The organism is Sorangium sp. So ce426, from assembly GCF_051475585.1.
GTDB classification, from domain to species: domain Bacteria; phylum Myxococcota_A; class Polyangia; order Polyangiales; family Polyangiaceae; genus Sorangium; species Sorangium cellulosum_B.
In genome coordinates, this window is record NZ_CP150341.1 from 2,534,711 (window position 1) to 2,551,286 (window position 16,576).

Here is a 16,576-nt window from a genome sequence, read left to right on the forward strand (position 1 = left end):
CGGGCTCACGCGGCGCGCCTGCTCGGCGCGGCGATGCACGACGTCCAGCGAGGCGTCCATGCCTGCCGTGAAAATCAGGCATCGACGGACGGGGGGGCCGCGACTAGGGTCGAGGATCTTGGAGGATCGTTGGATGAAGCTTGGGTATTGGATGGTGCTTGCATTGGCGGCTGCCGCGGTGGGCGCGGGCTGCGGTGATGACGAAGGCGCGAGCAGCGGCGTCGGGCCAGGCGGCTCGGGCGGGGCGGGCGCTGGAGGCGCCGGAGGCGGAGGCGCCGGAGGCGGAGGCGCTGGAGGCGGAGGCGCTGGAGGCGGAGGCGCCGGCGGAGAGGGCGGCACGAGCGACGGCGGGAGCGGCGGGCAGCCCCCGACGCCGCGGTGCGAGCCGTCCGACCCCGCGCTGGCCGACCGCGACGCGGACGAGCTGTACGCGGCGGAGGAGGTCCCGCGCTTCGACTTCTACCTTCCGGAAGAGCGCTGGGCGGAGCTCAAGGAGAACGCCCGCGACGAGCGGTATGTCGAGGCCGAGGCCTGCTACAAGGGCAAGAGCCTGGGCGTGGTCGGCCTGCGGTTCAAGGGCGGTTACGGCACCCTCGACATGTGCTTCGACGGGGAGGGGAACCTCACCTGTCCGAAGCTCAGCATGAAGGTGAAGTTCGACGAGTACGTCGGCGGACAGCGCTTCTACGCGCAGAAGCGCCTGAACTTCCACTCCATGATCTGGGACCCGACGAGGCTCCACGAGCGGATCGCCTATGGCCTGTTCCGGGAGATGGGCGTCGCCGCCCCGCGGAGCGCGTGGGCGACGCTGCGCGTGAACGGCGAGTCGCAAGGGCTCTTCTCGATGGTCGAGGACGTGGACGGCCGCTTCCTGGAACACCACTTCTCCGAGGCTCCGGACGGCGATCTCTACAAGGAAGCGTGGCCGGTCTCGGACGACGCCGGCTACTACGCGGAGCGGATCGAGACGAACGAAGACGTGGCCACGCACGAGCGATTCATCGCGTTCTCGACCGCCGTCGCGTCCGCCGAGGGCGCGGAGCGGCTCACCGCGCTGTCGGAGTGGGCGGACATCGAGCAGCTGCAGCGCTACATGGCCGTCGACGAGGCGATCGTGAACTGGGACGGCGTCACGACCTACTACGCCAACGAGGCGGGCGCCGCGTTCAACCACAACTTCTACTTCTACGACGAGCCGTCCTCGGGCAAGTTCCACCTCATCCCGTGGGATCTCGATCAGACCCTCGGCCCCAGCACCTACTTCGGCCACGTGCCGCGATGGACGGAGACGCCGGCGGACTGCAGCGCCGTGGTCCCGGTGTTCATGGGCTCCGAGCACGTGCGCCCGCCGGGCTGCGACGCCCTGTTCGCCGCCTTGAACCAGGACGCCGCGGGCTACAAGGCCGCGCTGCAGGCGCTCCATGAGGGCCCGTTCAGCGAGGGGCGGCTCGAGGAGCAGGTCGACAAGTACGCGGCGCTGATCCGCACCGCCGTCGAGGAGGACCCGCTCGGGCCCGGGCTCGCCGGGTGGGAGCCCGCGGTCGAGCGCCTCAGGAACGAGCTGCCGATCCTGCGAGAGCGCCTGGGCCGCTTCGCCGGCGGCACGCCGCTCGCGCCCTTCTCGTTCACCGCGACGGGGATCAACGACTTCGAGGCCGCGGACACGCTCGGGCTGTACGTCGGGACGGTGCTGTCCACCAACAACGCCTCGAGCGCCGTGCAGGGCCTCTCGCAGGAAGATCCGCTGAACGGCGCGCAGAGCATGCTCCTCCGCTTCGACTTCCGCGACGAGGCGTCTCCCTGGGGGCAGTACGTCTACTTCGGGGTGCCCCTCGCCGAGGGCATGATCGACGCGACGGCGCTCGAGGGGGTCCGCTTCTGGGCGCGGGCGGAGGCGGCGCGCGGGATGCGCTTCGACGTCGAGAGCCCGGCGCAGAGCGAAGGGCTCACGGGCGTTCGCCACGGATGGGACGTGCGGCTCACCGCGGAGCCGACGCTGATCGAGCTCAGGTTCGCCGAGATGGCGCTGCCCGGCTGGGCCATCGATCAGGGGCGCGACCCGGGCGACGACGTGAACGACGTGCTCCGGTCGATCGTCGGCCTCTCCTTCAGCGCGGAGATGAACGGCGTCCGCGCGAACGGCTTCCTCGGCAAGGACAAGGTCGACTCGGGCACCATCGAGATCGACGATGTCGAGTTCTTCGGGCCGACGTCCGAGTCACCCTGAACGACGGATACGGAGGCCCGGAGCCGAGCGCCCCGGGTCTCCGCCCCTCCTGCGGCGGAGCCCGAGGCTCACGGCGAGGAGCAACGCGGCGACGCCGCCGGCGGAGGGCGCGTCGCCGCCGAGGCTGCAGCTGCAGCCCGCCGACTCCCCGCTCCCGCTCGCGTCCCCGCCCGCGCCGGTGGAGGGAGCCCCTCCCGAGCCTGAAGCGGCGTCCCCGCCCGCGCCCGATCCGGCGTCGCCCGCGCCGACCGAGGCGGCCACGTCGAGCGTCGGACCCGCCGCCGTCGTGGTGGCAGGAGCCGGCGGCTCCTCGGCGCACATGCCGGCCACGCACCGCTCGCCCGCGGGGCACACGACGCCGTCGCAGAGGTCGACGCACGCCCCGCCACGGCACGTGGTGCCCGCGCCGCACGCGACGTCGGCGCACGCGGCCTCGACGCACCGCCCGGTGTCCGCCGCGCAGCGGTCCTCCGACGGGCAGCCCCGGCAGCCGCACTGGACCACGCAGACGCCGCTCTCGCACACCTCGCCCGCGCCGCACGTCACGCCGTCGCACGGATCCTGGCAGCGGTCGCCGCGACAGATCTGGCCGTGCGGGCACACCACGCCGTCGCACGGGGCGCGGCACACGCCGTCATGGCACACCTCGCCGACATCGCACTTCGCGTCGACGCACGCCTGCTCGACGCACAGGCCCTCCACGCACACGAGCCCCGGCTCGCACGGGAACTCGGCCGAGCCGCAGCGGTTCACGCAGCGGCCGCGGCTGCACACCTGGTCCTCCGGACAGGGCGCCTCCTCGTCGACGATGTCGTCGCAGTCGTTGTCGATGCCGTCGCACTGCTCGGTCTGGCTGCCAGGCTCGACGATGGGCTAGGGCTTCTCCTTCCGACAGGACACGTGCGTCCGGATCGTAAATTGGACGCGAGTTTTGCTCTCCTGTCCAGGCGACGCGCGCGGCCGCTCGAACCAAATAACGACGGATGTGGAGGACCAGCCCACGTGAGAACACTTCGTGTCTGTACGCACGAAGACGGGCAATCCCCTTTTTCCAGTGCGCTGGATGACGGGTGATGTGATGACGAGGCGGCGCACGGCGCCGGCTCTGCGATGCCGTCAGCGTCCTTCAGCGCCTTCGCGTTCCGCGAGCCAGCGTCCGAGCGAGCCGGCGGGCCAGCAGGCTCCGCCGTGTCACGGTGCGCCGACGGCGGCGGCGCTCACGCCGCGCCGTCGGTGCGCGCCGCGCCGGCCGTCCGGGCCGAGGCGCTCAGCCTTCCTGCTCTGCCGGCTCTTCCCGCTTGCGCGCGAGCGCCGCGAGCTCGCGGACGAGCTCCGGCACCCCCTCGCCCGTCGCGGCGCTGACGAGGTGGAGCTTCACCTTCGCCTTCGCGAACCGCGCCTTGAGCTTCGGGTAGGCCTCGCGCACCTCGGTCAGATCGGCCTTCGTCAGGACGACGATCTCCGGGCGCTCCGCGATCTCCGGGCTGAACTTCTTGAGCTCCTTGCGGAGCGCCCGGTAGTCGGCGAGCGGCTCGCGGCCCTCGCCCGGGTCGAGCGTCACGAGGTGGAGGAGCGCCCGCGTCCGCTCGACGTGCCTCAGAAACTGGATGCCGAGCCCGACCCCCTCGCTCGCGCCCGGGACCAGGCCGGGGATGTCGGCGATGACGAAGCTCGACCCGCCCGCCCGGACGCCGCCGCCGATCTCGACCATGCCCAGGATCGGGGTGAGCGTCGTGAACGGGTAGTCGCCGATCTTGGGCCGGGCCGCCGAGACGGCCGCGACGAAGGTGCTCTTGCCGGCGTTGGGGAAGCCGAGCAGGCCGATGTCGGCGAGCACCTTCAGCTCGAGGCGGAGCTCGCGGGCCTCGCCTGGCTCGCCCGGCTCGGCGCGCCGCGGAGCCCTGTCGTGCGGCGACTTGAAGTGCAGGTTGCCGCGGCCCCCCTTGCCGCCGCGGGCGACGATGACCCGCTGGCCGTGCTCGGTCACGTCGGCGATCAGGTCGCCGCTCTCCGCGTCGAAGATCTGCGTCCCCACGGGGAGCTTCTCGACCCGGTCGGCGCCGGCGCGCCCGTGGCAGTCGCTCCCCATCCCGTGCTCGCCCCGGTCGGCCTCGAGCGTGCGCGCGTAGGTGAAGTCGAGTAGCGTGGACAGGCCTCCGTCGCCCACGAAGACGACGTCCCCGCCGCGGCCGCCGTCTCCACCCGCGGGGCCGCCGAACGGGATGTACTTCTCACGACGGAATGCGATCGCTCCATTGCCGCCATCCCCGGCGATCACCTTCAGACGGCACCGATCGACGAACCGCATGACGGCGGCTCATAGCATACAATTTAGGAAAGACCCCAAAGCGGAAGGGCGCCCCGCGCATCGGGCCGCCCGCCGGACCGCTCGCCCAGGAGACCCCAGGTGCCCGCTCGAATCCTGATCGTGGACGACAACACGAGCCTCGCCGGAAACCTCCGCGAGGTCCTCGAGGGCGCGCGCGAGCTCGACGTGGAGGTCGCCCTCGCGCCCGACGGCAAGCAGGGGCTCGCGGCCGCCCGGCGCGATGGGTTCGACGTCGCGGTCGTCGACGTCAAGCTCCCGGACGCGAGCGGCCTCGAGCTCATCGCCCCGCTCCGCGCCGCCGCCCCCCACGGCGAGATCGTCCTCGTGACCGGCTTCGCGACCGTCGACGCCGCCATGGCCGCGCTCCGCGCCGGCGCCTTCGCCTTCATCCTCAAGTCGTTCCGCCCCGAGGAGCTCATCTCCACCGTGGCCCAGGCGATCGAGAAGATCTCGCTGAAGCGGGAGCGGGAGGAGCTCGAGCGCCGGTACCGGGCGATCATCGACGCGGCGGACGTGCTCATCCTCGGCCTGAACGCCGGCGGCAGCGTCGCGCTCTTCAACCCGCGCCTGTCCGCGCTGACCGGCGTGTCCTGCGACGCCGCGCTCGGCATGGCGTTCTGCGAGGCGCTCGTCGACGAGCCCGAACAGCGCCGGTTCAACCAGTCGTTCCTGAGCGTGGTCGAGGGCGACGCCGCCGCCGAGGTCGAGGTCGGCCTCAGAGACGCGGTGGGCGCGATCCGCCGCGTGCGCTGGCACCTCTCCGGCGTCCGCGGCGGCGGGCGCGGCGGCAGGACCGACCTCGTCTACGGCATCGGCATCGACGTGACCGAGCGGCGCGCCCTCGAGCGGCGGGCCGCCGACGCCGAGGCCCTGAACGCCATGGCCCCGCTCGCCCTCGGGCTCGCCCACGAGATCAGGAACCCGCTGAACGCCGCGGTCCTGGAGCTCCACCTGCTCAGCCGCGGCATCGACCGCCTCTCCGACGAGGCGATCCGCGAGCCCATGAAGCGGCGCGTCGGCATCGTCGAGGCGGAGATCGCCCGCCTGGGCCGGCTCCTCGGCGAGTTCCTCGAGCTCGCCCGGCCGCGCGCGCCCCACCGGGAGCCCGTCGATCTGGCCCGCGTCGTGCGCGACGTGCTCGACCTCGAGGAGGAGGCGTTCGCGAGCCACCACGTCGAGGTCGTCCGCGATCTCGCGGACGACTGCTTCGCGCTGGGCGACGTCGAGAAGCTCAAGCAGGTGGTCTTGAACCTCGTCGTCAACGCGCTCGACGTGATGCCCGACGGCGGGGTCTTGCGGGCGTGCGCGTCGGGGGACGCGCACGAGGTGTGGCTGTCGATCGGGGACACGGGGCCGGGGATCGCGCCGACGATCCTCGCCGAGATCTTCGATCCGTTCTTCACCACGAAGGCGGCGGGCACGGGCCTCGGGCTCGCGATCGTCCGGAAGATCGTCGACCAGCACGCGGGCCGCGTGGATGTCGACGCGCACGCCGCCGACGGCACGACGGTCCGGGTGAGGCTCCCCCGCTTCGTCCCCGAGCCTGTCGAGCGCCCGATCGGCTCGTCACCCCCCCGCGGCGCTGGCGCCTGACGGGGCGGGTGAGCGCCGCTCAGCCGACGATGCGCATGGGGGGCTTCAGGGGGAGAGGGGGCTTGGAGCCGGGGGCGGAGGGGATCGCGGAGGGGGCGGGCTTGGGCACCTCGCCCTCGAGGGCGGCGAGCGCGACGAACAGCCGGTCCATGCCGTAGTCGAGGGCCACCTCGCGCTGGAAGACGTGGGCGACCTTGATGAGGCGCAACGACGTCTGCTTGCCGAGGTCGATCTCGCGCTCGAGGAACGCCTCGAACGAGCCGTAGCCCTTCGCCTGATACAGCTCCTGCTGCTGGATCTCGGCGAGCACCACCCCGATATCGAAGAACCCCTTGTCGAGCCGCTTGCGGAGCGTGCGGATCTTCTGGGTCTGGTTGTGGAGCTCGGCGATCTTCGCCTTGATCTCCTCGGCGCCGCTCGGCACGCGGATGGTCGCCCGGGCGCTGCCAGGGGGCGCCGGCTCCGCGGCCCGGGCCCGCGCCTCGGCGGCGTGCTTCGCGGCGTGCCGCGCAGCCCAGGGCGCAGCGCCACGGAGGCCGAGCTTACGCTTCGACGCGCTCGACGCCGATTTCGAATCTTCCTTGATTACCGGATTCACGGGCTTCGCAAGCTGAGCTTCTGCGCCCCCCTTGCTGCTCGAAGAGGCCTTCTTCTTCATACCCGTCGCCTTCTCGGAGCTGCCCTGCTTTGTGATCTTCGGCATGTCGCTGCGTCCCCCGCTGGGTACGAGATCGTCGCGGCCCTTCGCCTCAAGCGCGCGCCGCCCGCGCGGCGGTAAAGACCCGCACGGCTGTCAAGCCCAATTGGCTCACCAGGTCGTCGCCTTACCAAAAAATCGACCACCCCGTCCACTAAGTTTCGGGGAGGCTCCTCGCTTTCCCGAAGGGCAGCATGACCCAAGATCGGTCTCGGAGCCAAAACCAGCGAGCATCGCACGCTATCGGGCCTCCCCGAAAGCCGGTCGTCGGGCGGGGCCGCTGGGTCGCGCTGGCCACATCGGTCCACAATCGCCGGCCTCGGCGGGCTCGGCGCTGCGGTTCGGCGAAGGCCGCGCCCGCGACGCCTGTCGCGCGCCGGCCGCCCGGCCGGGCGGTTGGTCATCCATCCTCCATCCCGCGCGATCCCGCGTCATCCCGCGCTCCAAGCGCAGGGGTGGGTCGTGGTAGATCGCGGTGTATGACCTCTCCGCCCGCCGGTCGCAGCCCCGCCGATGACGTCCCCAAGGCCGTGGTCGCTGATGCGCCGCGTCGTGCGAGCGACATACCGCGAGGCGCGGCGAGCAGCCGGATTGCCGTGGTGGTGAACGGCAACGCCAAGAGCGTGACGGCGGAGGTGATCGAGACGCTCGATCAGATCCTTGACACCGGGGATCTGTTCGTCTCGCGGCGGGTGGAGGAGAGCGAGGGCATCGCGCGGATCCTCGTCGACCGGGGTTACGGCACGATCCTCACGGGCGGCGGCGACGGGACGTTCACGGTGGTGGTGACGGCCGTGGTGAACGAGGCGAAGCGGCGCGGGCTGCCGCTGCCGCGGTTCGGGCTGCTGCGCCTGGGGACGGGCAACTCGCTGGCGTGGGTGCTCGGCGCGTCCGGCGGCGCGGGCGCGAAGCCCGGGCTCGCGGTCGACCTCCAGCGGCTGCGCGCCGAGGCCGGGAGCCGGAACCTGCGGCTGGTGGAGGCCGAGGACATCCTGTCGCCGTTCTGCGGCTTCGGGATCGATGCGGTGATGCTCCGCGACTACAACGCGGTGAAGTCGGCGCTCGCGCGGGGCCCGCTGAAGCGGCTCGCGCCGGGGCCGGTGGCGTACGCCGTCGCCGCGACGACGCGGACGATCCCGAGCTACCTCGTGCGGCGAACACCGCACTGCCGCATCATCAACGAGGGCAACGACGCGATCCGCGTCGGCGAGAAGGGGGCGATGCTGGGGGCGCCCATCAAGAAGGGCGGCGTCATCTACGAGGGGCCGGCGAAGATCGCGGCGCTGTCGACGATCCCCTATTACGGCTTCGGCTTCCGGATGTTCCCCTATGCGGACGATCGCCAGGACCGGATGCAACTGCGCGTGTCGGTGGTCTCGCCGTTCACGTTCGTGCGGAATTTCTCGAGCATCTGGAGCGGCGAGTACGACGACCTGGAGACGGTGTTCGATTACTTCGTGGACGAGGTCACGATCGAGATGGACCCGGTGACGAGCTTCCAGATCGGCGGCGACGTCCGCGGGGAGCGATCGCGGGTGCGCGTGCGCCTGACCGAGCCGATCCGGATCGTGGATTTCTACGCGCCGCCGCGCGGATGAGGCTCACCCGTCCGGCAGGGCGCGAGACGACACGGATTGGACCAGAGTGGCACGACTCGTGTCGTGCTCATGGCGCAGGGTGGCACGTTGGGGCGCTTCGGGGCTCCTGGTGCCATGACTCCCCGGGATTTCGCGGGATGAACGGGCGGCGAGGGGCTGGCGCAACGCTTGCTCCGGGTCTGTGCCATGAACATCAAGCTGACCATTCTTCGCTCCGGTTCGATGGGAATTGCCTCGCTTGCGCTCCTCCTCGGCGTGGCGTCGATCGGCGCTGGATGCGCCGCGCAGGTGACAGATGGGGAAAGCGGTGAGGGGACCGACGAGGGCGCGCTCGAAGGCGAGGAGCTCGAAGGCGACGAGGCCGAGGCCGCGTGTGAGATCGGCGAGTCCCGGAGCTGCACCGTCAACGGGACGCAGGGCTTCGAGCAGTGCGAGGACATCGACGGGGTGGCGACCTGGACCGGGTGCCAGGCGGGCGGCGGCGCCGCCAGCACGCCGCTCGTGCTCTCGTTCGAGCAACGGCCTGTCGAGTACGTGACCGCGATGAGCGGCGCCTTCGATCTGAGCGGGCTCGGGGCCACGATCGCCACCGACTGGCCGACCGCGGCGACGCCGTGGCTCGCGCTCGATCGGGACGGCAACGGGGCGATCGACGGCGGCGAGGAGCTGTTCGGCTCGGCGACGGTGCTCTCGAGCGGCGCCCGCGCGGACAACGGGTTCACCGCGCTCCGCGAGCTCGACACCGACGGAGACGGCCGGATCACGGCGCGGGACGAGGCGTGGTCGCGGCTCGTGCTCTGGAGCGACCGCGACGCGAACCGCGCGTCGAGCGCCGGCGAGCTCGAGCCGCTCGCGTCGCGCGGGCTCGTCGCGATCGAGCTCTCTTACGGGCGCGATCGGCGCTGTGACACGCGCGGCAACTGCGAGATCGAGCGGGCCTCGTTCACGTTCTCGGAGGGCGCCTCGACGCGGACGGGCGCGGTCGTCGACGTGCACCTGCGCTGGCAGTGACGCCGCCGCGGGGGGCGGCGCGGAGCCGCGGGCGATCAGTCGTAGTACTCGTTGCCCAGGTGGGTGATGAGGTCCTCCCCCATGAGCCAGCGCATCGTGTTCTTGAGCTTCATCGACTGGATGAAGAGATCGTGCTCCGGGTACAGGGCCGGCGCGGTCATGGGGCTCTTGAAGTAGAAGCTGAGCCACTCCTGCGTGCCGCGCAGCCCGGCGCGCTGCGCGAGATCGAGGAGGAGCGCCAGGTCGAGCACGAGCGGCGCGGCGAGGATCGAGTCGCGGCAGAGGAAGTTGAGCTTCACCTGCATCGGGTAGCCGAGCCAGCCGACGAGATCGATGTTGTCCCACCCCTCCTTGGCGTCGCCCCGAGGGGGGTAGTACTCGATCCGCACCTTGTGGAAGAGCTTGCCATAGAGCTCGTCGTACACGTGCGGCTGGAGGATGTGCTCGAGCACCCCGAGCTTCGAGACCTCCTTCGATCGGAACGAGTCCGGGTCGTCGAGCACCTCACCGTCGCGGTTGCCGAGGATGTTCGTCGAGAACCACCCCGCGACGCCGAGCATCCTCGCCTTGAGCCCCGGGGCGATCACCGTCTTCATCAGGGTCTGGCCGGTCTTGAAGTCCTTGCCGGCGATGGGGACCTCCTGCTTGCTCGCGAGCTCCCACGCGGCCGGGAAATCGACCGTCAGGTTCGGGGCGCCGTTCGCGAACGGGACGCGCTCCTTCAGGCAGGCCCACGCGTAGATCTGGGAGCTCGAGATCGCCGGGTGGTCCTCGGCGAGGCCCGCCTCGAAGCGCGCGACGGAGGAGTGGACCTCCGCCGGCGCGATGTAGACCTCGGTCGATCCGCACCAGACGGCGACGGCGCGCGCAGCGCCGCTGTCGCGCAGGAAGTCGCGGATATCCTGCCGGACCTGCTCGACCATCGCGGCCTTGCTCGCGCCCTTCTTCACGTGGTTGCCGTGGAGCCGCCGGACGTACTGCGGGTAGAACACCGCGGGCATCGGGCGGATCCGCTCGAGCTCCTCGCGGACGGCGTCGAGGTGGCGGTGCTCGAGCACGTCCGCGTGCCGCGCCGACTCGTAGGCGTTGTCGGGGAAGATGTCCCACGCGCCGAACACCAGCTGATCGAGCGCCGCGATCGGCAAGAAATCCTTGATCCTGGGCGCGCGCTCGTCGGTGCGCCGGCCGAGCCGGATCGTGCCCATCTGGGTGAGCGACCCGATGGGCGCCGCGAGCCCGCGCCGCGCGAGCAGGGCGCCCGCGATGGTCGTCGTGGAGACGGCGCCCAGCCCCGGCAGCAGGACCCCGAGCTTGCCCTCCGCGGTCTTGATCTCTTTCGGCTGCTTCACGTGACGTGTTCCCCCCGGTCGTGGTCGTGGGCGCTCGCCGGGCAAGGCGGGGCATCCGCCGGCGCCGTGGGCGCGGCGAGCGCGAGGTCGGTCGAGGCCGCGCGGTCGAGGCCGCGCGGCGCTGCGACCCGCCGGGAGCATGAAGCTCGACGGCCGCGATCACCACGGGCCGGCGCGCGAGCAACAGCGTTTCCCGCGGGCGCCCTTCGCGCGTTTCCGGCGCTCCCTTCCTCCCGGCGCCTCGGACGGCGGCGTGAGGTGCTGCCACGAGGCGGGGTGTTCGCGACGCGCCGGGCTACCCCGGCGGGCGATCAAGGGGAGGGGCGCGGGTAGCCGGCGGCAGGGGTCATCGCCTCGATCCAGGCGCGAATCGCGGCGACGGCCTCCTCGTCGACGCGCCGGGTCGCGAGCGGCGGCATCTGCTCGGGCGGCGCGCCGGGCGCGTCGCGCCGGGACATGCTGCGGAGCACGGCGCTGCGATCCGGATCGAGGGGCCTCAGCCGGTCATAGCGGGCTCCCGGCGGCGCTCCGGGCGGGCGGACCTTCGCGGGCTGGTTGATCGCCGTCTGGTAGACGCGCGTGCCGCGCACGTCGCCCACCCGGCCGGCGGCGTCGACGTCGAGGCGCATCTCGAAGTGCGTCGCGACGCCGCGCGGGTGGTGGCACGAGACGCCGCAGTTGACGTGCAGCAGGCCGAGGGCGCGCCGCTCCGTCGCGGTCCCGGGCACCTCGAGCGCGGCCGCGCCGGGGAGCGGGCCGCCGGCTGTCGTCGACAGGAGGCCGCGCTCGACGAGCTCGGCATACGTCAGGCCGCCGGCGCCCCGCGCGGCGAGCTGGATCGCCTCGAATCCAAGCGGGTTGTCGGTCTTGCCAGCGTGGCAACGGATGCAGTCGACCTGCGCCGGGATCGCATAGTCGGGGGCGCCGGGGACGTGGGGGACACCGGCCTTCACCTGCGTGGCGCTCGCTCCGTCCTCCGACCAGACGTAGGTGGCGCGCGTCCAGCCATCCTCCGCGGTCTTCCACAGGAACCTCGTCTCGATACGGCGGCTCGCGCCGGCGACGGGCAGACGGAACTCCTTCCACAGCTTTGTGCCGACAGGAAAGATCCAGTCGTTCATCCGGGAGACATCGATTGTCGCGCCCAGAGGGAGGTAGATCCAGCGCGTCTTCTCGGCGCCGTCGCTCCAGAGCTCGAAGGCCGGCGTGAACTCGCGGACACCCGCCGCGATCGTGCGCGCGCCGGGGTCGCTGTAAAGCCCGGTGCAGCGGAGATCGTGAGGATCGGTGTCGCCGTCCTTGCACGGCGGCAGGCCTCCGCGCGCCTGGGCCGCGCCCTGGCCGGGGAGATCGCCTGTGCCGGCCGCGCGCGTGGTGGTCGCGGCCGCCGGGGCGGTCTGGTCCGGTGCGGTGGGGAGCGGTTCGGGCCCGGGCGTCTCCTGCGCGCCGCAGCCGCCGCAGCCGGCCAGCAGCAGCGACGCGGCCACGGCTTGCCAGGCGCGGCCTCTCGTGGTGAAGGTGGAGAGGGAGGTGCCCGCTTGCCCGAGAGACCGAGCCACCGGCGCGTCGTGGGGCGCGCTGCCTATCTGATGAGAGCGTGCCATCGGACCGCCTGGTGCCTCCTGCTCGCCGGCAGTGTAGCCGCCTGCGACAGGCGCGTGCAGGTCGCGGGGCCGCCCGAGGAGCCTCGCGAGGGCGGCCCTCCCGGCCAGGCCGCGGCGGGGAGCCCGGTCCAGGCGGCTCAGGGGGGCTCGGGGGCGCCTGGCGCGGCGCTCGCCGCGCAAGACACGCCGGCTGCGCAGGGGGCGCCCGCCGCGCAAGGCGCCCCCGCGGCGCAGGGGGCGCAGGGGGCGCAGGGGGCGCAGGGGGCGCCCGCGAGCGCCGCGGAGCTCGCTCGCCCGGCGAAGTGCGGGGGCGTCCCGCAGCTCAAGCTCACCCTGGTGGCGAGCGGGCTCGATCAGCCGACGTATGTCGCCGGGTCGCCCGGCGATCCGTCGCGCCTCCTCGTGCTCGAAAAGACGGGGGTCGTCCGGCTCATCAAGGGCGGCGCCGTCCAGCAGGCGCCGTTCCTCGACGTGCGCTCGCGCGTGTTCTTTCCGGCGCCGAACGCGGAGGGCGGCCTGCTCGGGCTCGCGTTCCACCCGGACTACGAGAAGAACGGGCGCTTCTGGCTCCACTACTCGTCGGCCCCGCGCGGCAACGTGGTGATCGAGGAGTGGAAGCGCGCGGCGCAGGGCGGCGACTCCGCCCATCCCGAGCCGGTCAGGTCGCTTGTCGACGTGAAGCACGGCGCGTGGAACCACGTCGGCGGGATGCTCGCCTTCGGCAAGGACGGCCATCTCTACGCCGCGATCGGCGACTCCGCGCGATCGCCGAGCCCCGCGGCCGATCTCACCTCGAAGCTCGGCAAGATCCTCCGCATCGACGTCGATCAGCCGGGCAAGGCGCCGGCGGGCAACATGACGAGCGGTGATCCGATGATCTGGGACTACGGGCTCCGGAACCCGTGGCGGTTCAGCTTCGACCGGCTCACCGGGGACATGTACATCGGCGACGTCGGCCAGAAGAGCTGGGAGGAGATCCTGGTGGAGCGCCCTGGCCAGGGCAGGAACGATTACGGCTGGGAAACGATGGAGGGCGCCCATTGCTACCCTCCTGGCACGACGTGCAAGCCGCGCGGCCTCCCGCCCGCGGTCGAGCACCCGCGGAGCGAGGCGGGCTCCATCGTCGGCGGCTATGTCTACCGCGGGGCGAAGATCCCGTGCCTGCGCGGCCGTTACCTGTACGCCGACTACGTGACGGGTCGCTTCTTCTCGTTCGTGTGGGACGGCAAGGCAGCGACCGATCCCGTCGAGCTGACCTCGGCGTTGAACCCGAATGGACTGCCGTCCTCGTTCGGCGAGGACGCGGCCGGGGAGGTTTACGTGGTGATGTTCAACACGGGGCGCATCTACCGGCTCGATCCGGGCTGAGGTGCCTCCACGGCCGCCGGCGCGTCGCCTGCTCTCTCCGGGACGGGCTGCCGGCGTGGCGCTCTAAGGGCTCTGCCGCAGCGCCGCGTCGAGGAACTCGCGCACGTCGCGCTCGAGCCGACGGTGGAACGCCTCGCGATCGAACCCTTCGCGATCGATGGCGGGCAAGAAGTCCGGGCGCCGCATCTGGGGAGGAAACGGGCTCAGGAACGAGTAATGGTTCGCGTTCTCGACGACCTGGAACGTGACCCGGGCCGGGTCGGGGACGAGGTCGAGGACGAGCTGCCCCTGCCATCTCGGCGCGATGCGGTCGTGCTCCGCCACGAGCAGGAGGATGGGCGCCTCGACGTCCTTCAAGGCGTCGTTGGGCACGAACCAGCACGCCGCGGGGGCCATCAAGACCAGCGCCTTGACGCGCGGGTCCTTCGTGACCGCGACCCTCTGCCCCGGCCCCGTCCAGGGCTGCCCGCCCGCGAGGGCGAGCGCTGTGTAGCCACCCATCGAGTGCCCGATGACGGCGATGTCGTCGCCCAGCAGGTGAGGCCCGAGCTCCGCGTCGGAGAAGACAGCGTCCACCGCCAGCCGGGCGTGCCGCGGCCGGCGCTCCAGGTTCTCGACCGCCTCGGTCAGCGACCGATCGTTGCGGTTGTCCCCGGGGTGCTCGGGCATCGCGACGACATAGCCGCTCTGCGCGAGGTGGGACGCGAGCGTCCGATACGCGAGGGGCGTCCCGCCGCCGCCATGCGAGAGGAGCACGAAGGGGAGAGGGCCGCCGTGCACGGGCGCGTTCCTGGCGACCTCCAGCGAGTAAGGCCCCATCGATACGACCTCGGCAGGGACGTGCGTCGGGTACATCACGAGGACCGGGAACGAGAGGTCGTTCACCGGATCTCGAACGGTCAGGCTGCGGCTGCCGACGAATCGACTCATGCTGGCTTCTCCAGAGGGCATCGGGGTGACGGGAAGACCACGGGGGGTGCGCGTCCGTTTATCAGGAGCTCACCGGCACGACCACCCCGACCTTGGTGACCGACGGTGAGATGACACCGACGCCCCGTGGACCCGCAACCACGGCCGGTGACGCCGGCGGCCAAGATCCGTCACGCGCCGCTGCGGATCCATCCGCCTCGCCGCGCATCCTCCCCGGCTTCGAGTGAAGCCGTTGATGTCGCCTTCGCCGAGCGGACGGACGCGCCGGAAGTGGACGTAACGGCCGCTCGGTAACGTGGAATCGAACCGCTCCCCGTGGAGCGGCGGGTGAGCGGGCGCCGTGCTACCGTCGCTCGCGGCGGCTCACGATCGGAGCTGCGCCGCCGAAGGACGACACGAGGTACGCCAGGCGGCCCCGGGGGGCCTTCGACGCTCCGGGCTCGACCCGCGGGGCGGAAGGAGCGCGATGACGCGCGTGGAGAGCTGGTTCGGCATCGCGCGTTCGCTCGCGATGTACTACGGCGTGCCGCGCCGCGGCGGCCGGATGGCTCGTCTTTACGGGCAGTTCGTGACGCCGGGCTCGCTCTGCTTCGACGTCGGCGCGCACGCGGGGGATCGCATCGGCGCGTTCCGCCGCCTCGGCGCGCGTGTCGTCGCCGTCGAGCCCCAGGCCGCGTTCGTCCGCCTGCTTCGTGGCTTCTATGGACGCGACGGGGACGTCGTCATCCTGCACGCCGCGCTCGGTCGAGCGCCGGGACGAGCGCGCCTCTTCGTCAGCGAGCGCGCGCCGACGGTCACGACGCTGTCGCGCGCCTGGATCGACAAGGTACGGAGGGATCCGTCGTTCCGGGGCGTGAGATGGTCCGAGGGCGCAGAGGTCGAGGTGCGCACGCTCGACGCGCTGATCGACGAGCTCGGCGTTCCCGCCTTCGTGAAGATCGACGTCGAAGGCTTCGAGGCCGAGGTGCTCTCGGGCCTCTCGAGGTCGCTGCCCGCGCTCTCGTTCGAATACCTGCCCGCCGCGCGGGAGACCGCGCTCGAGTGCGTCGAGCGGCTCACCTCGCTGGGGGATTACCGCTACAACTGGTCCCGCGGAGAGAGCCTCGTCCTCGGCGAAGCGGCGTGGCTCGACGCGGATGGCATCCGCCGCTTCCTCGCGTCGCTGACCCTCGGATCGGGATCGGGCGACGTCTACGCCCGCCTCGGGGGCTCGGCGCCTTCATCACCCGCACCCGCGCCGACGAGCTCATCGTGAGCTCGCCGAGCTTCGAGCAGCGTCGACATCCTTCATGACCAGCACGCCCGGCGGCTGTCCGGAGGTGCCGGAGGTGATGAAGGACCTCGGTGGAAGTGCGGCGGGCTTGCCCGGAGGTGGTCGAGCACCGTCGGGGAAGTGCGGCGGGCTTGCCCGGAGGTGGTGGAGGACCTCGGTGGAAGTGCGGCAGGCTTGCCCGGAGGTGGTGGAGCACCGTCGGGGAAGTGCGGCGGGCTTGCCCGGAGGTGGTGGAGCACCGTCGGGGAAGTGCGGCGGGCTTGCCCGGAGGTGGTGGAGCACCGTCGGGGAAGTGCGGCGGGCTTGCCCGGAGGTGGTCGAGCACCGTCCCGCGAACGAGCCGGACGGAGAGCGCTGCGTGCCGAGTCGGCGCCCCGCCCGGCGCGAGCCTGCGCCTCCGGGCCAGGCGCTTCAGCCGGCGCGGGCGAGCTCATCCCGCGCCGCGGCCGTGAGCTCGAGCGAGCGCACGCGCGCGGCGTGATCGAAGATCGGCGAGCTCACGATGAGCTCGTCGGCGCGGGTGCGGGTGATGAAGGCGTCCAGCCAACGCCGCACGGTCTCGGGCGAGCCGGCGACCGAGCGGCCAGCGCCTGCTCC

General features: G+C 71.9%; 13 protein-coding genes. 6 read left to right on the top strand and 7 right to left on the bottom strand.

What is annotated here, in order from left to right:
* The first annotated feature begins 133 nt into the window (after positions 1–133).
* Positions 134–2,227 carry a CotH kinase family protein gene (locus tag WMF44_RS09680; RefSeq protein ID WP_437298836.1) on the top strand — a complete coding sequence of 698 codons (2,094 nt, stop codon included), beginning with the start codon at positions 134–136 and terminating at the stop codon, positions 2,225–2,227.
* Here the strand turns inward: WMF44_RS09680 and WMF44_RS09685 are convergent.
* Positions 2,219–3,001 (bottom strand): hypothetical protein, encoded by a 783-nt coding sequence (locus WMF44_RS09685; RefSeq protein WP_437298837.1) that lies wholly within the window; start codon positions 2,999–3,001, stop codon positions 2,219–2,221. The genes WMF44_RS09680 and WMF44_RS09685 overlap by 9 nt on opposite strands.
* Positions 3,002–3,494: 493 nt before the next feature.
* Positions 3,495–4,535 (bottom strand): GTPase ObgE, encoded by a 1,041-nt coding sequence (gene obgE, locus WMF44_RS09690; RefSeq protein WP_437298838.1) that lies wholly within the window; start codon positions 4,533–4,535, stop codon positions 3,495–3,497.
* A 99-nt stretch (positions 4,536–4,634) separates the two neighbouring features.
* Between obgE and WMF44_RS09695 the strand changes: the two genes are divergently transcribed.
* Entirely contained in the window at positions 4,635–6,149 is a 1,515-nt protein-coding gene (locus tag WMF44_RS09695; RefSeq protein WP_437298839.1) for an ATP-binding protein, read from the top strand.
* Between the two features lie 19 nt (positions 6,150–6,168).
* On the opposite strand, the gene WMF44_RS09700 is transcribed toward WMF44_RS09695, so the two are convergent.
* Entirely contained in the window at positions 6,169–6,852 is a 684-nt protein-coding gene (locus WMF44_RS09700) for a hypothetical protein (protein ID WP_012234436.1), read from the bottom strand.
* Positions 6,853–7,325: 473 nt separating this feature from the next.
* Here WMF44_RS09700 and WMF44_RS09705 point away from each other — a divergent pair, with 473 nt between their 5' ends.
* Positions 7,326–8,444 carry a diacylglycerol/lipid kinase family protein gene (locus WMF44_RS09705; protein ID WP_437298840.1) on the top strand — a complete coding sequence of 373 codons (1,119 nt, stop codon included), beginning with the start codon at positions 7,326–7,328 and terminating at the stop codon, positions 8,442–8,444.
* A 222-nt stretch (positions 8,445–8,666) separates the two neighbouring features.
* Positions 8,667–9,455, top strand: a complete 789-nt coding sequence (locus WMF44_RS09710; protein ID WP_437298841.1) for a calcium-binding protein — start codon at positions 8,667–8,669, stop codon at positions 9,453–9,455.
* Positions 9,456–9,490: 35 nt separating this feature from the next.
* On the opposite strand, the gene WMF44_RS09715 is transcribed toward WMF44_RS09710, so the two are convergent.
* A complete protein-coding gene (locus WMF44_RS09715; RefSeq protein WP_437298842.1) occupies positions 9,491–10,804 on the bottom strand; it encodes an inositol-3-phosphate synthase in 1,314 nt (437 codons plus the stop codon).
* 311 nt (positions 10,805–11,115) lie between these two features.
* A complete protein-coding gene (locus tag WMF44_RS09720) occupies positions 11,116–12,363 on the bottom strand; it encodes a hypothetical protein (RefSeq protein WP_437298843.1) in 1,248 nt (415 codons plus the stop codon).
* Here WMF44_RS09720 and WMF44_RS09725 point away from each other — a divergent pair.
* Positions 12,343–13,776: a PQQ-dependent sugar dehydrogenase gene (locus WMF44_RS09725; protein ID WP_437298844.1), complete on the top strand. Its 1,434-nt coding sequence runs from the start codon at positions 12,343–12,345 to the stop codon at positions 13,774–13,776. The genes WMF44_RS09720 and WMF44_RS09725 overlap by 21 nt on opposite strands.
* 63 nt (positions 13,777–13,839) lie before the next feature.
* On the opposite strand, the gene WMF44_RS09730 is transcribed toward WMF44_RS09725, so the two are convergent.
* Positions 13,840–14,706 (bottom strand): alpha/beta hydrolase family protein, encoded by an 867-nt coding sequence (locus tag WMF44_RS09730; RefSeq protein WP_437298845.1) that lies wholly within the window; start codon positions 14,704–14,706, stop codon positions 13,840–13,842.
* Positions 14,707–15,172: 466 nt separating this feature from the next.
* On the opposite strand from WMF44_RS09730, the gene WMF44_RS09735 reads away from it, so the two are divergent.
* Positions 15,173–15,961: an FkbM family methyltransferase gene (locus WMF44_RS09735; RefSeq protein WP_437298846.1), complete on the top strand. Its 789-nt coding sequence runs from the start codon at positions 15,173–15,175 to the stop codon at positions 15,959–15,961.
* A 429-nt stretch (positions 15,962–16,390) separates the two neighbouring features.
* On the opposite strand, the gene WMF44_RS09740 is transcribed toward WMF44_RS09735, so the two are convergent.
* Positions 16,391–16,534: a hypothetical protein gene (locus tag WMF44_RS09740; RefSeq protein WP_437301711.1), complete on the bottom strand. Its 144-nt coding sequence runs from the start codon at positions 16,532–16,534 to the stop codon at positions 16,391–16,393.
* Positions 16,535–16,576 lie beyond the last annotated feature (42 nt).

Bases quoted from the DNA above. Each gene is read 5' to 3' on its own strand.
- WMF44_RS09735 (WP_437298846.1), top strand. From the start codon at position 15,173: ATGACGCGCGTGGAGAGCTGGTTCGGCATCGCGCGTTCGCTCGCGATG.
- obgE (WP_437298838.1), bottom strand. From the start codon at position 4,535: ATGCGGTTCGTCGATCGGTGCCGTCTGAAGGTGATCGCCGGGGATGGC.
- WMF44_RS09730 (WP_437298845.1), bottom strand. From the start codon at position 14,706: ATGAGTCGATTCGTCGGCAGCCGCAGCCTGACCGTTCGAGATCCGGTG.
- WMF44_RS09680 (WP_437298836.1), top strand. From the start codon at position 134: ATGAAGCTTGGGTATTGGATGGTGCTTGCATTGGCGGCTGCCGCGGTG.
- WMF44_RS09710 (WP_437298841.1), top strand. From the start codon at position 8,667: ATGGGAATTGCCTCGCTTGCGCTCCTCCTCGGCGTGGCGTCGATCGGC.
- WMF44_RS09700 (WP_012234436.1), bottom strand. From the start codon at position 6,852: ATGCCGAAGATCACAAAGCAGGGCAGCTCCGAGAAGGCGACGGGTATG.
- WMF44_RS09705 (WP_437298840.1), top strand. From the start codon at position 7,326: ATGACCTCTCCGCCCGCCGGTCGCAGCCCCGCCGATGACGTCCCCAAG.